The organism is Bacteroides cutis, assembly GCF_900241005.1.
Classification (GTDB): Bacteria; Bacteroidota; Bacteroidia; order Bacteroidales; family Bacteroidaceae; genus Bacteroides; species Bacteroides cutis.
The window spans coordinates 1-18,810 of sequence record NZ_OEST01000009.1 but is presented as its reverse complement, the minus strand read 5'-3'; the positions used below and the strand labels follow the sequence as shown (position 1 = coordinate 18,810).

The following is an 18,810-nucleotide window of genomic DNA, read 5'->3' as shown; positions in this document are numbered from 1 at the left end:
GTTGTTCTCTGTGGTGAACAAGCTGTGTTAGTCTGTATAATCAGTGATGAAACCAGAAAAGGGGAATTTTTCTTCTTTTCCCTCCGCCGGCACTACCCGGATCAGGTCAATGGGTATGTTCTCAGCCCGTCATATTAGGGCACCCCTTAGTTGAAATCGGTTGCAAAAGTATTACTTTCTGACGAAATCTACAAGTTCTGTGAACGAAAACTGAATTAATTTGTTAATTTTGCCACATTAATTTATTAAAACAAAATCATTATGTTATCACCTTTGTTAATGGCGGCGGTTGCCGTTCAAGCTGCTGAAGAAGGTTTCAGCAAGGTACAAATTCTTATTCAACAGTTGATAGACTGGGGCGTTGGTGCTGGTGGTCGCATCATTGGCGCTATCATTATTTTCGTAGTAGGTAGGTTCTTGATTTCTTTTATCAAGAAGCTTTTAGCCAAAATATTGTCAAAAAGACAAATTGAGCCGAGTATTCAGAGTTTCGTGAAAAGTTTGGTCAATATTCTGCTGACGATCTTATTGATTATTGCCGTTATCGGTAAGTTGGGGGTAGAAACTACTTCATTTGCCGCTTTACTGGCTTCTGCCGGTGTGGCTATTGGTATGGCATTGTCAGGAAACTTGCAGAATTTTGCCGGTGGACTCATCGTTTTACTGTTCCGCCCTTTTAAAGTAGGTGATTGGATTGAGAGCCAGGGGGTATCTGGTACGGTACGCGAGATCCAGATTTTTCATACTATTCTGACTACAGCCGATAATAAAGTGATTTATATCCCTAACGGTGCTTTGAGTAGTGGGACGGTGACTAATTACAGCCGCGAAAATACCCGCCGTGTGGATTGGATAATCGGTGTGGAGTATGGAGAGAATTATGATAAAGTAGAAAGTACGGTACGCCGTATTCTAGCTGCTGATAAGCGTATACTGAATACTCCTGAGCCTTTTATAGCACTTCATGCTTTGGATGCCAGCAGTGTGAATGTTGTTATCCGCGTGTGGGTGAACAGCGCTGATTACTGGGGCGTTTATTTCGACATGAATAAGACTATTTATGCTGTATTCAATGAAGAAGGTATTGGTTTCCCGTTCCCGCAGTTGACAGTACATCAGGCAAAAGATTAATAAATCGATATGTGAAAAGATTTTTTCATCACTGATTACACAGATAAAAATTTAATTAAGTTTCTATCTGTGTAATCAGTGGTGTTTTTTATTTATATTATATCTCGAAGATATGGAGTTCTTCTTCTATCTTCTCACAAGTATTTTTCTCCAAATTCAATAAGCGGTTAATTTCTTCTCGCTTTTCCAAATCTGTAAAATAAGTTTCTACTACTGCATACAGGTTAAATCCCATGGTGGAACCTGCCGCCATATCCAGTGAATCTACCATTTTCTCTACTGCTTCGTGAATACGTTTCTTATTGATGAAATGTAATTCATTGCTATGAATTAAGCTTTTATCCATGATACTTTCGTTTTTAGTTATTATTAGGTATAACATTCTGTCGGGTAAGTTAGTTCATAGGGAGATGAAGGGGTATAGTGGAACGTAATGTGTTGTATTTGTTGTAATTACTTCTCCTTTCTATAAAAAATGGATATGGATGACAGAAATGGATAGTAAGATGATTAATATGTTTTGTCATTTTGCTTGCGTAAGTTCTATTGTCTATGGGCTTTTTCTTATAGGTAATTTTTATATGGCGGATACCAATTCGACCAAGGAAATTACAGTGACTGTACTTAGAAAGTATACGGAACAACACGAAAAGAGACGTAAAATAGGAAAACATCGTTATGTATCGGATAGTATACATAAGGAGTATTATTTGGAGGTAACATTTGAGAATGGAGCAAGAGAAACATGCAGAGTTTCTCTTGCTACTTATAATAAAGCGCGTAAAGATAAGCCCAAAAACTTGGTTTTGCAAAAAGGATTTTTTGGCTTACCTATAATCACGAAGGGATTGTAGCCTTATATCGGTAATAGCCTTTTTCTACTTTCTCTGGGAAATAGCAAAATGTTTCTTGAGTCCTTCTTCTAAAAAAAATCGTTTTAACAGGTCAATGATGTTTTTAATAATCATTTAAAGTATACTTCCTGATGACTTAAAATTAACAAATAGGATATGGCGCAAATCTTGAAATTTCATATCTTTACGAAGATATTGTTTTGTCATCAATAGATTAGTACTCATGAATAAAGATTTGAGAAAAGTAGTAATTATTTTAGCGCATCCTAAAATGAAGGATTCGCGAGCCAACAGAATGTTGATAGATACGGTGAAGGATATAGACGGAGTGTCTGTGTTCAATTTATATGAAGAGGAATTACCTTTTAATGTGGATGAATGGACTCGGGCTATTTCGGATGCGTCTGCGGTTGTTTATCAGTTCCCTTTTTATTGGTTATCGGCACCTTCTCTATTGAAAAAATGGCAAGATGAGGTTTTTACCTATTTGTCTCAGACACCTGCCGTTGCTGGTAAACCTTTATTGGTAGTTACAACTACGGGTTCAAACGCGGAAGCCTATCGCAGTGGTGGCAAGAACTGTTTCACAGTGGATGAGTTGTTACGTCCATATCAAAGTAGTGCCATTCATTCGGGCATGGTATGGCAGACTCCTATTGTGGTGTATGGAACGGGTACGGGAGATATTGCTAAAAATGCGGCTGAAGCTTCTAATCTATATAGACAGAAAATAGAGAGTTTGCTTAATAGCGGGCACACTGGAGATAGTTGGTGAGTAAACTCAAAAGAAATGATAAATAAATATGAAGAACGTCTAGGAACCGAACGTATGTTGCCATTGGTTTTCAAGATGGCACTTCCGGCGGTAGCGGCACAATTTGTTAATTTGTTGTATGGCATTGTGGACCGCATTTATATCGGACATATACCGGGAATCGGGACGGATGCGTTGGCGGGTGTGGGTGTAACTATCTCTCTCGTGGTGTTGATTTCTTCTTTTTCTGCAATTGTGGGAGGAGGTGGTGCTCCATTGGCAGCCATTGCACTTGGGCAAGATGATCGTCAGCGAGCTGGAAAAATATTAGGAAATGGTTTCAGTCTGTTGATTATTTTCACTTTATTGACCTCTTGTATTGCATATATCTTTATGGAACCTATCCTACTGCTTGTAGGTGCTTCGGAGAATACACTGGGATATGCGGTTGACTATCTTTCTATTTATTTATTGGGGACTATTTTTGTAGAAATTTCTACAGGACTAAATTCCTTCATCAATGCACAGGGGCGACCTACTATTGCTATGTGCTCGGTTTTAATAGGGGCGTTTTTGAATATTATTCTCGATCCTATTTTTATTTTCTGGTTTGATATGGGAGTAAAAGGTGCTGCTTTAGCTACGGTGATATCTCAGGCTTGCAGTGCTGTGTGGGTATTACGCTTTCTCTTTTCAAAGCATGCTTCTTTACCGTTGGAAAGGCGTTATATGAGGTTGGACAAGGGAATTCTACTTTCGATGTTGGCGTTGGGGATATCCCCATTTATTATGGCTAGTACTGAGAGTTTGGTCGGTTTTGTTCTGAATAGCAGTTTGAAAGAATTTGGAGATATTTACGTTAGTGCATTAACGGTTTTACAGACTTCGATGCAGTTTGTGAGTGTACCATTAACGGGATTTGCGCAGGGGTTTGTACCAATTGCGAGTTATAATTACGGACATGGTGATAAGCGGCGCGTAAAGGAGTGTTTCCGGATAGCATTGATTACTATGTTTTCTTTCAATCTGTTCCTGATGTTATTTATGATCCTATTTCCGTCGACGGTTGCATCAGCCTTTACGAGTGATGAGTATCTGATAGGGACTGTTCATTGGGCGATGCCGGTTTTCTTGGGAGGTATGACTATTTTTGGTTTGCAACGTGCCTGTCAAAATATGTTTGTCGCATTGGGGCAGGCGAAGATATCCATTTTCATAGCTTTACTTCGCAAGGTTATCTTGTTGATACCGTTGGCTTTGATACTTCCCCATTTTATGGGAGTAACCGGAGTCTATGCGGCAGAAACGATATCAGACGCTACAGCGGCAATCTGTTGTACACTGCTGTTCTTCTGGCAGTTTCCTAAAATACTGGGGAAGATGAAAGGCTTATAAATGGGGTTATTTATTTCTAGTATGTTTTAATGGTAATCGTGGAAATAACTTTCTGAAACGCACTAAATGGGTCGTAATATTACCTCCAGCTATGATGAGTGTTACTGCTAGAATAATTAATATTATTCCACAAGTCAGCCGTAATGTCAAACTTTCACCGAAGATGGTTACTCCGAAGAAAACAGCTGTTACAGGTTCTAGAGCTCCAAGAATAGCTGTTGGAGTAGAGCCTATGTCTTGAATGGCTTGGGTGGTACAGAGAAAAGATATTGCAGTGGGAAAAAGCGCTAGTGCAAGCAGGTTACCCCACAGATACCACTTATCAACAATATGCAGACTTTGTCCGAAATCTACTCGGACTAGAAAGAGTGACAGACCGAAAAGTAGTACATAGAAAGTAACTTTTAAGGTTGCTACATCTTTTAATACCGGTCGATTTACCCCTACAATATAAATGGCATAGGAGAGTGCGGAGCCCATGACCAATCCAACACCGATCAAACTAAGCGTTGCACCATCCCCACCTTTATAAAGCAGACCGATGCCACTTAGCGCCAGCAGGATGCATAATATCGTTTGTAGTGTGATCTTTTCTTTGAAAATCACAGCCATAATTAACGCTACCAAAATAGGATAAACAAAAAGTATGGTTGACGCGATACCTGCTTCCATATAATTATAACTTTGAAATAAAGTAAGAGATGATATAGCAACCAACCATCCCAGAATGATTAGCGGTAATACTTCCTTCTGTTTTAATTTGAAATTTCTACCTCTTACTTTCAACATGATGCCTAAAATAGGTATGGCAAACAGGTATCTGAAAAAAAGAACAGAGTCCGGATCCATTCCTTCTTTATATAACGGTAATGTGAAGAGCGGATTCATGCCGTAAGTAGCTGCTGCAACGGCTCCCAATATATATCCTTTTACTTTTACATTCATAAACTTACACTTTATTTTCGTAGTTGATTTTTCGAATTGCAAAGGTAGATTTTACATTTGTATTTGCAAAAGGTGTTTAGTCTTCTTTTTGGAGGGAAACTATATGTATGGCTTCTTGGTTTAACTCTCGGTTTAATTGAACTGTGTATACCAGCGTAATTTAGGTATAAAAAAAAGAGTTACTTTTATGTAACTCTCTGATTTTTCAGTGATCCGCTTGGGGCTCGAACCCAAGACCCCAACATTAAAAGTGTTGTGCTCTACCTGCTGAGCTAGCGAATCAAACCTTATTGCTGTTAAGCGGGTGCAAAGATAGATACTTTTATTGAAAATGCAAGGGATAAGGGTAAAAAAGTTTATATTATTCTTCCTTGTTTTTTGTTTTTAATTGATTATCAGTATATTCTACTTTATGAATGTTTTCTCGGTTGATGATGAAGCGTTGATAGTAGGAGAGCATTAGGGTAGTCAGTGGTAATGCAATAATCATTCCTAACATTCCCATAAGGGATCCCCAAATAGACAGAGATAATAAAATAATGGCCGGATTTAACCCTGTAATCTTACCCATGACACGTGGTACAATGAAACCATCCTGAATAATTTGTACGATGATAAACACGGCGGCAGCGGAGGCTAAGATTATCCAAAAGTTTTCTCCTGTATCAGCGGCTTTCAGGATAGCAAGCATAACGGTAGGAATAAGTCCGATGACTTGTAGGTAAGGTACCATGTTTAAAGCGCCAATGAACAAACCTAAACCTATTGCTAAGGGAAAATCTATAATTAAAAATCCGATACTGAATAAAATGCCGACGCATAGAGCCACGAAAGCTTGTCCACGGAAATATCGGTTCATACCGACTTTTATATCATTGAGAATATTTGTAACAAAAGAACGGTATTTCAATGGAACAAGATGCGTCCAACCTTCGGAGATACTTTCGTAGTCCAACAAAATGAATATGATATATAATAAAATAAGGAATATGGTGAAGAAACTAAACATTAAATCAATAGAATCAGAGATTAATGACCATAACCGAGGAACGGCTTCTTTCATTGCATCTAATAAATTCTCTTTATTAAATAGATTAGTAATGAATTGTACGTCAATGTTTTCCCGTAAGAACTCTGATAGGGTTTGAGGCACATTACTGTTATATGTTCCACTTGAAAAATATTGTATTAATAAATCTTTTACTTTACCAAACTCTTGTATCATCGGAGGAACTAAAAGATAAAAAACAGCCGTGCCTACTGATAAAAGACTGACTAGAGCACAAAATATAGAGATAGCTCTATTTTTTAATCGCAATTTATGTTGGAAGAAAGTGACCAATGGATATATCAGATAAGCGATCAACCAAGCTATGAAGAAAGGTAACAAGACGCTGCTCAATCGTTTCAGGAGCATCAATATAGCAATAATGATAACACCGAGGATGATACCACGGATAAAACTGTCGAATGTAATCTTTTTTCGCTCCATCCTTCTTTGATATTTGTTACTAATTGTTGACCATTTTCCGGTCTTCTTTAATTGCTTGTTGATAACATGTCCTGCACAGTGGTTCGTATTCTGCAGTCTCTCCCAGTAATACCTGTTTGTCATTTTTTACAGTACGGTGAGAGAAAGAGGCCAATTGTCCACATTTCACACAGATAGCATGTACCTTGGATACTTCGTCGGCAATAGCACACAATCCTGGCATTGGACCGAAAGGCATACCACGGAAGTCCATGTCTAAGCCTGCTATGATAACACGTATACCGTTATTGGCTAGTTGGTTACATACATCAATCAATCCATTGTCAAAAAATTGTGCTTCATCAATACCTACTACATCTATCTCTGAAGTAAATAACAAAATACTTGCTGATGAATCTATAGGAGTAGAAGCTATGGAATGACTGTCATGAGACACTACATCAGCATCTGAGTAGCGAGTATCTATGGCAGGTTTATATATCTCTACACGTTGTTTGGCAAATTTTGCACGTTTCAGGCGACGTATCAGTTCCTCAGTTTTTCCTGAAAACATAGAACCACAAATAACTTCAATTCTTCCTCTACGTTTGGTTTCTTGTATGTGATCTTCCGAAAATAATACCATGTTTTTAAATGTTATATTTAACCGCAAAAGTAATCATTTTGTTTGAAAACAATGTTTTTTTATAGACTATCATTGTAGACTGTCATTGTTCTCCTTTAAGGCATTGACTATTTGTACGGCTTTAGTTTTGGCTATTCTCCAGCAGAGTTTTGTCATGGAAGTAGAAAGATTGGGTAGTTCTTTCATGTCGGTTTTAGGTTTATACTCCCACTCGTATGCAATGCGATCTTTCGTTTCGTCTTCCACAGGTATTACCTTGTTATTTTTACGTTCTTTCCACGTTATGGCATATTCTACTTGATAATTACCGGTATATCTGGGCTTTTTTTTGCCCTTGGGAATCAGACGTGAATTTATTTTATAACGACATTCGCAAGAGCTGATTTCTATGATATAAGTAGCCGGTTGTTTGTTCTTTACAGGATACTGTGCTATGATACCGTGCATCGCCAATTCTTCTTTCAGGAATTGAAGAATCAAAATAGGACTGAGGCTGTCTTTTATAGCTGTCGTTATTTGCACACTGTCTTGATATAGTAAATATTCATTTAAATTATTAGTGAAATATACCGTTTCTCGAGGGGTATTCTTGCTTATGAGAAAAGGATTGGGATTACCGGTAAAATTCCAAAGCGAACTTGGAGAATTCGGTGTAGGCATTGAGATATAATCTTTGATAAATATAAATAATTAATTCTATGTCAGATGTGTTTAATTGGGCTTTTGATGATATTTAACAGTTTGTCTCCTGTGTAATCTGTAATTGTTCTTTCTTGTAGTATAACGGTTAAAGAAATCTGATACTTTTGTTTACTTCCCGATATTTATTTCTACATTTGTACCGTTAACACAGACGGAGTAAAGGATATGCAAACGTTATTGAATGATATTGAGTTGGACATTCAGGAGTTGAAATGCTTGATGCAAGCTATTTCTACTGATACCAATCCTGTATTGCGGATAGTGGCCAAGCGAAATATCCATCAGATGCAGGAGAAGTTGGAAGCTTTGGTTAAGCAACTTGATGAGACTTTTGTTATTACTCCTGCAGTTCCGGATACTCTTGCAATGCCAGATGTTTCTGTCACCGAAACGGTATCAGCTTCCGAGCAAAAAGTTGTTGCTGAAGAACAGGCAAAAGTTGAAGTTTCTCCTGATCCTGTCCCTAATGTCGTAACTGCTGCTGCACCGATTTTGGCAGAACGTATCAAACCTGCTACAGATTTACGTCATGCCATTAGTTTGAACGATTCTTTTCGTTTTGCCCGTGAACTTTTTAATGGAGATGCCGTACGAATGAATGAAGTGATGCAACAATTAGGTGAAGCTGCTTCTTTGGAGAAAGCTTTGGATATATTTATTTCAACCGTTCATCCGGATGAAGAGAACGAAGCTACGACTGATTTTATAGAACTTCTCAAGAAATATTTCAATTAAAATAGATAGTAGGTATGGGAAAACTTTATGTAGTGCCTACTCCGGTAGGAAATCTGGAGGATATGACATTTCGTGCTATCCGTATTTTGAAAGAAGTAGATTTGATTTTGGCTGAAGACACACGTACTTCAGGAATACTATTGAAACATTTTGAAATAAAGAATGCAATGCAATCTCACCATAAATTTAATGAACATAAAATGGTGGAAAGTGTTGTTAATAAAATAAAGGGTGGTGCAACTGTTGCACTGATTTCCGATGCCGGCACACCGGGAATTTCAGATCCGGGTTTTTTAGTGGTTCGCGAATGTGTTCGTAACGGTATTGAAGTGCAATGTTTACCAGGTGCTACGGCTTTTGTTCCGGCTTTGGTCGCATCAGGTTTGCCGAATGAGAAATTTTGTTTTGAGGGTTTTCTACCGCAGAAGAAAGGTCGTATGACACGGCTAAAAATATTAGCGGAAGAACACCGGACTATGGTATTTTATGAATCTCCTCATCGGCTGGTTAAGACATTAACACAGTTTGCCGAGTATTTTGGTGCGGAACGTCAGGCAACAGTTTCTCGTGAAATATCTAAGGTACATGAAGAAACGGTACGAGGTGCTCTTACGGAACTGATTGAGCATTTCACTGTCAATGAACCGCGTGGCGAAATAGTGATTGTAATAGAAGGAATAGACGATTAAATAACTTCATTAACAAAACGTAAAACAAAAACGTATGAAAAAGTTAGCTGTTTTAATTGTATGCGCAGCCGTAATGGCATCGTGTGACAGTTTCTCTGGTGGAAGTAAAGACCAGTTGAAAGCTGAAAATGATTCTCTTTTGATGGAACTGACTCAGCGTAATGCTGAATTGGATGAAATGATGGGTACATTCAATGATATTTCTGAAGGTTTCCGTCAAATCAATGCTGCAGAAAGCCGTGTGGATTTGCAACGTGGTGCTGTGGCAGAAGGTTCTTTGAATGCAAAACAACAGATTGCTTCTGATATTGAATTTATCCGTAAACAGATGGAAGAAAATAAGGAGCAGATTGCTAAATTACAATCTATGTTGAAGAATAGTAAAACAAATTCTGCGCAATTGAAAAAGGCGGTAGAAGCTTTGACTCAAGAGTTGACGGCAAAGACTCAACGCATTGAGGAACTACAAGCAGAATTGGCTTCCAAGAACATCCGCATCCAGGAATTGGATGCTGCTGTTACCGGTTTGACAGCTACTAAGGATGAGCTGACTGCCGAGAATGAAGCAAAGTCTAAGACTGTTGCAGAGCAGGATAAAGCGCTTAATACAGCCTGGTTTGTATTTGGGACAAAAAAGGAATTGAAAGATCAGAAGATTTTGAGTGGTTCAGGTCTCTTCAAGAAGGGTGAGGTACTGAAGGATGGTGATGTCAATAAGGACTATTTTACGCAGGTAGATATTCGTACGACAAAAGAAATCAAATTGTATTCCAAAGATGCTGATATCCTGACAACCCATCCGGCAGGCTCCTATGCTTTGGAAAAAGATGATAAAAGCCAGCTTATTTTAAAGATTACCAATCCTAAAGAATTCTGGAGCGTATCCAAGTATTTGGTTATTCAGGTGAAGTAATTTGAAAATGGTAATATAATATGTGGAGACTGTTTCAAAAGTGGACTTGTCGGTCAAGCTGCTTTTGAAACAGTTTTTTAGTTTTATCCTTATGCCTTATAAAAATCTTTTTTTTGATTTAGATGACACTCTTTGGGCCTTTTCTCTGAATGCTCGTGATACATACGAGGAAATGTATCAGAAGTATGGGTATGATCGTTTTTTCGACTCGTTTGAACACTATTACGAATTATATAATCGTCGTAACCTGGAACTCTGGAAGGAGTATGCCAATGGACAAGTTACTAAACAGGAATTAAATCGTCAGCGCTATCTTTATCCTTTGGAAAGAGTGGGAGCGGGAAATGCTATTTTAGCGAAAGCGTATGAAAAAGACGCGCTTTCTACAATTCCAACTAAAAGTAAACTGATGCCACACGCTCGTGAAGTGCTGGAATATCTTGCTCCCAAATACAACTTATATATCCTTTCTAATGGCTTTCAGGAAATGCAGTTTCATAAAATGCGTTCATCAAATATTGATCGGTATTTCAAAAAAATAGTTCTTTCTGATGATATTGGTATTTTAAAACCCTGGCCGGAGATATTCCATTTCGCCCTTTCAGCTACTCAGTCTGAATTGCGAGATTCTTTGATGATTGGTGATAGTTGGGAAAATGATATAACTGGGGCGGCAAGAGTAGGTATGCATCAAGTCTTTTATAATATAGCAGGTATAACGAAACTCCCATTTACTCCTACTTATCAAATTGCCGATCTGAAAGAATTAATGAATTTATTGTGACATTTGGTAGATTAGTAGTATTTTTGTCTCCAATGATGAACATATAAAATTACTACTATGGAAACTATCTTCCCTTTTGCATTGCTATGTTTCACTTCTTTTTTCACGTTGACTAATCCATTAGGTACAATGCCTGTATTTTTGACAATGACACAAGGGATGACAGAAAAAGAACGTCGTTCTATCGTTAGTCGCGCTACGTTGGTATCTTTTATCACAATTATGGTTTTTACCTTTGCAGGTCAGTTTTTGTTTAAGTTTTTTGGTATATCAACGAATGGCTTTCGTATAGCTGGTGGAGTTATTATCTTTAAGATTGGCTTCGATATGTTGCAAGCCCGTTATACTCCGATGAAGTTGAAGGATGAAGAAATAAAGACTTATGCAGATGATATATCAATTACTCCATTAGGAATTCCCATGCTATGTGGTCCGGGAGCCATCGCCAATGCTATCGTACTGATGCAAGATGCACATTCTTATGAAATGAAGGGGGTATTGATAGGGACGATAGCACTTATCTATTTTCTTACGTTCCTGATATTAAGGGCATCCACCCGCTTAGTTAACTTATTGGGTGAAACCGGCAATAATGTAATGATGCGTCTGATGGGACTTATCCTGATGGTGATTGCTGTGGAATGTTTTGTAAGTGGGATGAAGCCGATATTGATAGATATTATAAAGGAGGGAGCTTTGGGATAGTTGTACAAAAAAAGGATATGCCTGCATGTGAGCATATCCTTTTAAGTAAATGTTAGAATTAAAACAGAAAAAGTATCTTAATTGTTGAATGGATCTAAAATCTCATCTTTGAATACTTTGATTACATTCTTATTATTAGAATTGTCTGTCATTGTTATGATAGAAGGATTTTTTTCATCATCGGCAGTCAAAGTAAATGTCAGTCCGGTTGTACCTTTAGAGAATGGATAAATCATATAATCCCAATCATAATTATTGTAGAATGTTACACCTGTTCCACCTCCACTTAAAGCAAAAGTTATTTTAACTTGATTGTCACCTATGGCTGCTGTTTTAAAGAATAGATATCCAGGGGCACCATCACATATCCAATAAAAAGCTATTTCAGTGTCGGAGAAAGGTGTAAACAGAGCTGTCTCTAAGTGCATGTTATTAGGCTCTAAATCATTCTTCTTAACGTAATTCCAATAAGTCTGCCCAAATGCTCCCAAATTCTTATATGAAAAATACCAGTCACCATTCAATAAATAATAATTTAATGGGAACTTAGGAGTTAAAACTATACTTCCTGATGCTAGTTGTCCGTTGTCACCTACATCTTGAAATTCTAAGGTTTCTACATTTTTACCATTTATTTCCAATGGCTCCATAAATTTCAATCCCGTGGCAGTCAATATATACGGAACCGTAATATCTTTTGTATTTCCATCTTCCTGATAGGTAATGGCAAAAGTATGATATGACTGCGTAACTGAAGCATTAAAATCTCCATCTGTATAATCAAATTTGGGAAGTACGGATATCTTTTGTTCCATATCAACGATATTCGTTAAATATTCATCCCAATCACCGGTAAACGGAGTCATAATAATTTTATTCCCGGTTTTTTTCCCTTTCAATACAACCTTTTCGGCTGTTGCTTCCATAATTGTAAATTCATAGTCGCCTTCCATACCTTTTCCGTCTGTACCTATTCCTAGGTCATTTTTCGGATCGGAGAATATATGAAAAATACTATTATATGTATCGAAGGTCAATACGGGACCTGCCTGTTCCTTCATTCTATAAGTACTGGTAGCTTGGGCAGTAGCATCTCCTGTAATATCGGCAGATACGGTTACCTTGCCATCTTCATTGAAAAGGGCTAATACATTATAACCTCCGTAAATCTGTCCGCTGGCCGGATAATATTCCATTAGCCAACCATTCTGGGCTCCAACTAATACGGCTTTGTCTGCTGCCAACCTTTCTTCTATTCTATTTGCCGCATTTTCACCAAAAATATCTTCTGCTTCTGGTGAACATGCTACAAAAAGAAGAGAGAATGTAAAAAAGAAAAGATAAATATATTTTTTCATATTGTCTTCTGTTTAAAGAGTTCCTAAATCTAACTTATCAATATTTTGTTCCCGTTCTTGGACAAGCTCATGTAATTTATCAATATCTATGCTCCATGATTCTGCTAAATACTCTTTTACCATTTCTAGTTTCTGAAGAATAATGGCAGCACCGTTGGTACCGGCTGCTTTTAAAATATCATTCCATTGCTTATCAGTATATGTAACATATAAAGCTAACGTCTCAACAAAGTCTTCTTGCGTTTCAGTACTGGCATAATTGGATACAAATCCCATTTTCTGGGCTTCCAGATTGGTGATATTCATCCAGCCGGGACCAGTGTATTTGCCTGCGGATATTGTATTGAAATCAGTTGAATAATTTTTAGTCTGATGCAGGATATGCGCAAACTCATGGTGCATGGTTTTGAAGTACCAATAGTTTAAAGATTCAACATCTGGCTTCTTGGGATCTAAACCATTCACATTGAAAAGGGTAATTTTTAATCCGCCTTCAGCGGTTCCTAATACCATGGAACCACCTGACTTTTCATATTCTGGAGAACCGATAAGATGCATTATCTTAGGACAATAAGTGGCAATAAACTCCCTGCCAACCAACTCTTCATATACGTCGATCCATAAATACTTTACTAACTTAGCCAGTGCTACGGATTTATCGTAATCTGCCGGTGTGACATTATACTTTAAGTCTGACTCTACGTCTTCAAACTTATATTTTAGATCAATATTATATAACTTAGTATAGTTCTCTAATATCCACGTTTCAAAAGCATTACGTTCCGGAGTGCTAGGGTTAAAAATGCTTTTGGAGTCCAAATTATCTTCACTGCATGAGATAGCAGTTAAAGCTAATACGAGTAATATAAATGATTTCAACTTCTTCATATTCTTTATTTTTTAGTTTCTGGGATTAGCATCCATACCTGCATCAATTACGTCTTGTGGTAATTGGAATGCACGTCTAGGATCGTCTTTGGTTAATATATCAGGACTTTGCCCTTCTCTGTTATGAGAGATTTCAATGCCATAGCGCTTAATATCCAGCCAGCGCAGGCCTTCGTGAATGGTTTCCACTCTACGCAGTTGGAGTATGCAATGAATGAAATTCTCTTGTTTACCGTCAACAAAAGGAATAATCGGGTTCAAGTGTTTCTTGACTGTACGCTGTGTTGCACTTTCTACGATAGTAGGCATATATTCTATATCTTTGTAGAAATCATTAATAAACTCTTCCGTAACGGTAGGTACACCATCTGCATAGCAAACGGAAACCAACCAATCATTTATATCAGTTACAGCTTTTGCATAGTCAGGCTGCGTTTTCATTATGTATGCTTCTGCCCGGCAGAGTAAAGTCTCATTGGTAGTGAAAGGTACTATCACTGCATGTCGATATCCTATACCATTAACCTTATCGGTGTATTCAAAATACATACCCAATTTCGGGAAAGGCATTTTCTCTTGCGGGTTCCAAATGGTATTGGCAGCCACCAAGTTTTTTCCTGTCCCCCAAATACCTTTAGCACGGAGATTTTCATTCTCACAAATTTCCTTGGCTTGCCCGTAACGCTGTGACATTGAATAAGGACCATAAATATAAGGCCATGAACTATTAATCGTAGTAATAAGTAAATTGGCCGTTGATTTGGCAGAGATAAAAGCGTCAGCAACATTAGTAGGAGAGGACAAAGTTCCAAAGTCTGCTTCATAAGTTCGCAATACTTTGCTAGGAGTTGTTCCCAGTGCAGCATTTGCATAACTAATCACCTTATCATAATTGGATTTGTCAGCTTGCAAATAGAACAGATAAAACCGGGCGGCAAAGGCATTAGCGGCTTTCTTATTGAAATGATATTTAGGTACGGAATATAGGTTGTCGTTAATTAATGGAAGTCCTTCTTCAATGTCAGCTGCTATTTTGGAGTATGTTTCTTCCAACGTACCTCTGGTATAATTAGGAGCGACTTCTTTCTCAGGGGTAGTTGCATACGGAATACCTGGTTTTTTCCCGGCTGTTTCATAATTGTAGGCTTCACAAAATGTATTTGCCAAAATAAAATGGGCATAAGCGCGGCACATTAAAGCCTCTCCTCTTTGAGGGGCCAGGCTCGTCGGATTTCCCATATCTTCAATTGCCTGTAAAGCATGATTAGCCGAGGCTATGGCAAGATAGCATTCATCCCAAAGACCTTGCGGAGTATCTTCATCGGTATCGGTAAGTATATCTTGCCACAAGTATGCATCTTCTTGAGACTGAGACTCTACAGAGTACAGCGAACCATTATCCATAGCATTGTCCGATGCCATTTCGTTCATCATGACAGGAAAAGCTTTAGGATAGGCTGAAACCAATAAGGAGGTAATTTTAGATTCTGTATTTATTTCTGCTCTATTATCCGGCATCGTATCCAGAAAATCGCTGCATGATGAAAATAATAAGACAGCTACTGCTGCTGAATATAGTATATTTATCTTTTTCATATTTCTAAGATTTTTAATATTAAATTCCAATTCTTACTGTTAAAGTGAATTGTTTAGGTACCGGAGCTGCGACACCACCTGTGTTAAAAAACTCGGGGTCTTGTCCGTTTAGCTTGTCATCAGAATAGATCAGGAATAAATTAGTAGCTTGCAGTTTTAAGGAGAGTGTATTCAACTTTAAATGGCTAATCCATGTTTTCGGGAAATCATAAGATAATGAAATCTCTTTCATTCTGATGAAATCTCCTTTTGCTGTACGTACAGTAGAATAATTGTAAGCGTTATAGGCGCGTTTTAGATTGGTATCCTGTTGATTCATACGTCGGTCTGCAATAACGGGAACATTGGTTCTGTTCTCATCACCGGTAACAGTCCAACGATTCTTGAATTCTTTAGGCATAGCATCCAAGTCGGAATATTTACTGCTGAATACCGGGTCCAGGCGAACGACATTACCAAACGAGTAAGTGATAAAAGCATTCAGCTTAAAACCTTTGTAAGTAAACATATTACCAAAACTTCCAGTGATAGTAGGATCAGTGGGACCTTCATAAATCAGATGATCTTTATTAATACGATCCTGAAAATTAATATCACTTGTAGTCAGTTCGCCTTTTTCATTGATAAAAGTAGGTACACCATTTTCGTTAAGGCCTTTGAAGTCCATAGAGAACAAAGAACGTACCGGATATCCTTGCAGAGCAAATCCTGCACCGGAAATCATATCAATTACACGTGACTGTGAATCCAGTTCTGTAACTGTATTTTTCGCATGAGAGAAAATGAAATCAGTATTCCATTTGAAATCTTTGGTGACAATATTACGAGTAGAAAGGGTGAATTCAATACCATGTGAACGCATACTTGCAACATTTGCATATTTGGATATTTGCCCTCCTACACCCATTGTGTTGATTTTGCCTATCAAATCGTAATTGTTTCGTTTATACCAGTCAACTACTAGGTTTATTCGATTATCCAGAAAACCAAGGTCGATACCAAGATTTAATTCATGTTTCTTTTCATAAGTCAATTCGCTATTCTCTAAATCTGATATTCTTAACCCGGATTCACCAACACTGGCAAATGGTCTATAAGGATTATAAGACTCTATTACTACATGTGAATTTGTAACGTTGGCCGGTCCACGGTCAGCTGTAAGAGAGTAAGATGCTCTAAGTGTCAAATTAGATAAAGCGGGTTTTAGTTCTTCAAAGAAGTTCTCTTCGTGCATATTCCATGCACCTGAAACATTCCATGTCGGTAACCAACGAGAAGAACGGCTTTTACCTAATTTATTGGATCCTTCATAACGTACCGTTCCATTTACCGTGTATCTTCCTTTATATGAATAAGTACCTGTTGCAAAGAAGGCGGCTTCGCGAGAATGGGTCTCTTCAACTGTATAATATTGAGTGTTTTCTTCTTTTCCTTGTTTAAAATACAAATATTCATAAGAAGGTAACATACCCATGTCATACTGCATACCTACGCCGTTAAACCAAGTTTTTGTTCTGTCCGTAGCGGTCACTTGCATGCCACCAAAGAGGTTGATAACGTGGTCATCAGCGAAAACATCGTTGTAACTGATTGTACCACGGAAATCGTAACTATTCATGCCATACTTGGTTTCTCTATAAAAACCTCCTACCGGTAATACTGATAGAGGTAGTGAGTTCACAACATCCGGGTCTGTATATAACCATGGGTTAGCATCTCTCATAGTCGCATCATCCATTGCACGATAAGCCCATGCTTGATTGGAATAATCAGTGATACTATGAGATTGAGTGGTAGAAGAGTGCTTATAAGCCCCTAATGCCGATAATTCTACTTTCTTAAATGGTTTCCATTTCAATTCACCTTGGAACTTCAGGTCAATGACGCTTAATTCCATATTGTTATTTTCTAATTCATGGAGAATATTGAACGGAGCATAATTGCGAACATAATATTCATTGGGATCAAGGGCACGTGATGTGTTTAAGGCGTATGAGTATGGATTGATATCAAAGTCACGTCTGACTTCACCACTAACTACATCTATACTGGAACTTAATGTTCCGGGAGCTTTTTGCTTACGATAGGAGGTATTGCCTATTAAGTTCAAAGAAAGTTGTCGGGAGATGTTATATAGTGCATTAATATTAGCTGTATAGCGTTGTACGGAACTTTGTTTGGTCCATCCCGGATCGGACATTGCACTGAGGGATGTATAATAAGAGGCTTTATCTGTACCACTGGACATACTGATGGCATGATTCTGTGAAATACTATTATTGAACAAAATATCAAACCAATCAGTGTTTCTATATTCGGCTTGTTGCAAGTATGCATTTCTTGCTTCAATGGTATTAGCTAAGGCAAATCCACCATTAGAGTAGTCGTTGGTCAAATGATACAGTTTACCGTAGACTCCACTATTGGAAGCGCGATAGACATCCGAAAAATTCAGGTATCCATTACTAGCCATGGTTTTGTATACATCCATTTGTTCTTGAGAATTCATAATGTTAAAATTTCTATAACTAGGTTTTAAACGCATTGAAAATTCACCCGTATAGTTAATCTTGTTACTACCTGCCTTACCTTTTTTGGTTGTTACTACAATTACACCAGCCATTGCACGCGCACCATAGATAGAGGTCGCAGAACCATCTTTCAGAATTTGAAAACTTTCAATATCATCGGCATTTAGTCCTGCGATGGCTGAACTGATCAATGTTACTGCATCACCCGAGGATAAATCGTCTGCACCAACTTCTGTGACATCCTCCATGATAACACCATCAACTACCCATAGTGGTTTTGAACTACCATAAATTGAAGTAGCACCACGTACACGGATTTTGGGAGCTGTACCAAATGTTCCGGACACATTCTGAACTGATACACCGGCAGCACGTCCTTCCAATGCACGACTGATTTCTGCAATACCGTCCAACTTTACATTATCAGCTGACAGTTTTGTCGCTGCTCCTGTAAATAGGCGTTTGTCCATACGTTGCATACCTGTAACAACAACTTCTTCTAAAACCTCGTTGTCAGCCTTCATTGTGATCTTTAAATGAGGCTTTATCGCTACTTCCAGTGTCTGCATACCAACATACGAAACACGCAAAGTCTTCGCAGAACTGTAAGGTGTGTATATTGCTGGCTATTAACTTATTATGAATATGGAAAGAACTTGTTATTTATATTTACATATCCACTACAAACCATTATACGGTAGGTGTAAATTATT

General features: G+C 38.0%; 18 protein-coding genes, 1 tRNA gene and 1 riboswitch. Of the genes, 9 read left to right on the top strand and 10 right to left on the bottom strand.

The window, feature by feature from the left end; all coding sequences use genetic code 11:
• Positions 1 to 60: 60 nt before the first annotated feature.
• Positions 61 to 157: riboswitch (TPP riboswitch) on the bottom strand.
• A 122-nt stretch (positions 158 to 279) separates the two neighbouring features.
• The gene (locus C1A09_RS15260; RefSeq protein WP_101545961.1) at positions 280 to 1,131 is read left to right on the top strand and encodes a mechanosensitive ion channel family protein; all 852 of its coding nucleotides are present in this window, start codon (positions 280 to 282) and stop codon (positions 1,129 to 1,131) included.
• Positions 1,132 to 1,228: 97 nt separating this feature from the next.
• Here C1A09_RS15260 and C1A09_RS15255 read toward each other — a convergent pair whose 3' ends face one another.
• A complete protein-coding gene (locus C1A09_RS15255) occupies positions 1,229 to 1,477 on the bottom strand; it encodes a hypothetical protein (protein ID WP_101546079.1) in 249 nt (82 codons plus the stop codon).
• A 139-nt stretch (positions 1,478 to 1,616) separates the two neighbouring features.
• Here C1A09_RS15255 and C1A09_RS15250 point away from each other — a divergent pair, with 139 nt between their 5' ends.
• The 3 genes from C1A09_RS15250 to C1A09_RS15240 all read left to right on the top strand — a co-directional run bounded on the left by C1A09_RS15250 (position 1,617) and on the right by C1A09_RS15240 (position 4,134).
• Positions 1,617 to 1,985: a hypothetical protein gene (locus C1A09_RS15250; protein WP_101545958.1), complete on the top strand. Its 369-nt coding sequence runs from the start codon at positions 1,617 to 1,619 to the stop codon at positions 1,983 to 1,985.
• Positions 1,986 to 2,208: 223 nt separating this feature from the next.
• Entirely contained in the window at positions 2,209 to 2,760 is a 552-nt protein-coding gene (locus C1A09_RS15245; RefSeq protein ID WP_101545956.1) for an NAD(P)H-dependent oxidoreductase, read from the top strand.
• Between the two features lie 15 nt (positions 2,761 to 2,775).
• Entirely contained in the window at positions 2,776 to 4,134 is a 1,359-nt protein-coding gene (locus tag C1A09_RS15240) for an MATE family efflux transporter (RefSeq protein ID WP_101545954.1), read from the top strand.
• A 6-nt stretch (positions 4,135 to 4,140) separates the two neighbouring features.
• On the opposite strand, the gene C1A09_RS15235 is transcribed toward C1A09_RS15240, so the two are convergent.
• The 5 genes from C1A09_RS15235 to C1A09_RS15215 all read right to left on the bottom strand — a co-directional run bounded on the left by C1A09_RS15235 (position 4,141) and on the right by C1A09_RS15215 (position 7,856).
• Positions 4,141 to 5,079, bottom strand: a complete 939-nt coding sequence (locus C1A09_RS15235) for a DMT family transporter (RefSeq protein ID WP_101546077.1) — start codon at positions 5,077 to 5,079, stop codon at positions 4,141 to 4,143.
• A gap of 209 nt (positions 5,080 to 5,288) precedes the next feature.
• Positions 5,289 to 5,361 (bottom strand) — tRNA-Lys (locus tag C1A09_RS15230).
• A 79-nt stretch (positions 5,362 to 5,440) separates the two neighbouring features.
• Positions 5,441 to 6,571: an AI-2E family transporter gene (locus C1A09_RS15225; RefSeq protein WP_101545951.1), complete on the bottom strand. Its 1,131-nt coding sequence runs from the start codon at positions 6,569 to 6,571 to the stop codon at positions 5,441 to 5,443.
• 19 nt (positions 6,572 to 6,590) lie between these two features.
• On the bottom strand, positions 6,591 to 7,196 hold the full coding sequence (locus tag C1A09_RS15220) for a thymidine kinase (RefSeq protein WP_101545948.1): 606 nt from the start codon (positions 7,194 to 7,196) through the stop codon (positions 6,591 to 6,593).
• Between the two features lie 69 nt (positions 7,197 to 7,265).
• Positions 7,266 to 7,856, bottom strand: coding sequence for a hypothetical protein (locus C1A09_RS15215; RefSeq protein ID WP_101545946.1), 591 nt, complete (start codon positions 7,854 to 7,856; stop codon positions 7,266 to 7,268).
• 207 nt (positions 7,857 to 8,063) lie between these two features.
• On the opposite strand from C1A09_RS15215, the gene C1A09_RS15210 reads away from it, so the two are divergent.
• The 5 genes from C1A09_RS15210 to C1A09_RS15190 all read left to right on the top strand — a co-directional run bounded on the left by C1A09_RS15210 (position 8,064) and on the right by C1A09_RS15190 (position 11,724).
• Positions 8,064 to 8,633 carry a DUF8457 domain-containing protein gene (locus C1A09_RS15210; protein WP_101545944.1) on the top strand — a complete coding sequence of 190 codons (570 nt, stop codon included), beginning with the start codon at positions 8,064 to 8,066 and terminating at the stop codon, positions 8,631 to 8,633.
• Positions 8,634 to 8,647: 14 nt separating this feature from the next.
• Positions 8,648 to 9,322, top strand: coding sequence for a 16S rRNA (cytidine(1402)-2'-O)-methyltransferase (gene rsmI, locus C1A09_RS15205; RefSeq protein ID WP_101545942.1), 675 nt, complete (start codon positions 8,648 to 8,650; stop codon positions 9,320 to 9,322).
• A gap of 34 nt (positions 9,323 to 9,356) precedes the next feature.
• Positions 9,357 to 10,235: a Cbp1 family collagen-binding glycoprotein adhesin gene (locus C1A09_RS15200; protein ID WP_101545940.1), complete on the top strand. Its 879-nt coding sequence runs from the start codon at positions 9,357 to 9,359 to the stop codon at positions 10,233 to 10,235.
• Positions 10,236 to 10,326: 91 nt separating this feature from the next.
• Positions 10,327 to 11,019 carry a YjjG family noncanonical pyrimidine nucleotidase gene (locus tag C1A09_RS15195; RefSeq protein ID WP_101545938.1) on the top strand — a complete coding sequence of 231 codons (693 nt, stop codon included), beginning with the start codon at positions 10,327 to 10,329 and terminating at the stop codon, positions 11,017 to 11,019.
• A 57-nt stretch (positions 11,020 to 11,076) separates the two neighbouring features.
• The gene (locus tag C1A09_RS15190; protein WP_101545936.1) at positions 11,077 to 11,724 is read left to right on the top strand and encodes a MarC family protein; all 648 of its coding nucleotides are present in this window, start codon (positions 11,077 to 11,079) and stop codon (positions 11,722 to 11,724) included.
• 77 nt (positions 11,725 to 11,801) lie between these two features.
• On the opposite strand, the gene C1A09_RS15185 is transcribed toward C1A09_RS15190, so the two are convergent.
• Genes C1A09_RS15185 through C1A09_RS15170 form a run of 4 tightly spaced genes read right to left on the bottom strand, consistent with a single transcriptional unit; the run spans position 11,802 to position 18,717 of the window.
• A complete protein-coding gene (locus tag C1A09_RS15185) occupies positions 11,802 to 13,082 on the bottom strand; it encodes a DUF4302 domain-containing protein (RefSeq protein WP_101545934.1) in 1,281 nt (426 codons plus the stop codon).
• A gap of 12 nt (positions 13,083 to 13,094) precedes the next feature.
• Complete coding sequence (locus tag C1A09_RS15180; RefSeq protein WP_101545932.1) at positions 13,095 to 13,970, bottom strand: zinc-binding metallopeptidase; 876 nt, start codon at positions 13,968 to 13,970, stop codon at positions 13,095 to 13,097.
• Positions 13,971 to 13,982: 12 nt separating this feature from the next.
• The gene (locus C1A09_RS15175; protein ID WP_101545930.1) at positions 13,983 to 15,566 is read right to left on the bottom strand and encodes a RagB/SusD family nutrient uptake outer membrane protein; all 1,584 of its coding nucleotides are present in this window, start codon (positions 15,564 to 15,566) and stop codon (positions 13,983 to 13,985) included.
• Between the two features lie 19 nt (positions 15,567 to 15,585).
• Complete coding sequence (locus tag C1A09_RS15170) at positions 15,586 to 18,717, bottom strand: SusC/RagA family TonB-linked outer membrane protein (protein WP_281258253.1); 3,132 nt, start codon at positions 18,715 to 18,717, stop codon at positions 15,586 to 15,588.
• Positions 18,718 to 18,810 lie beyond the last annotated feature (93 nt).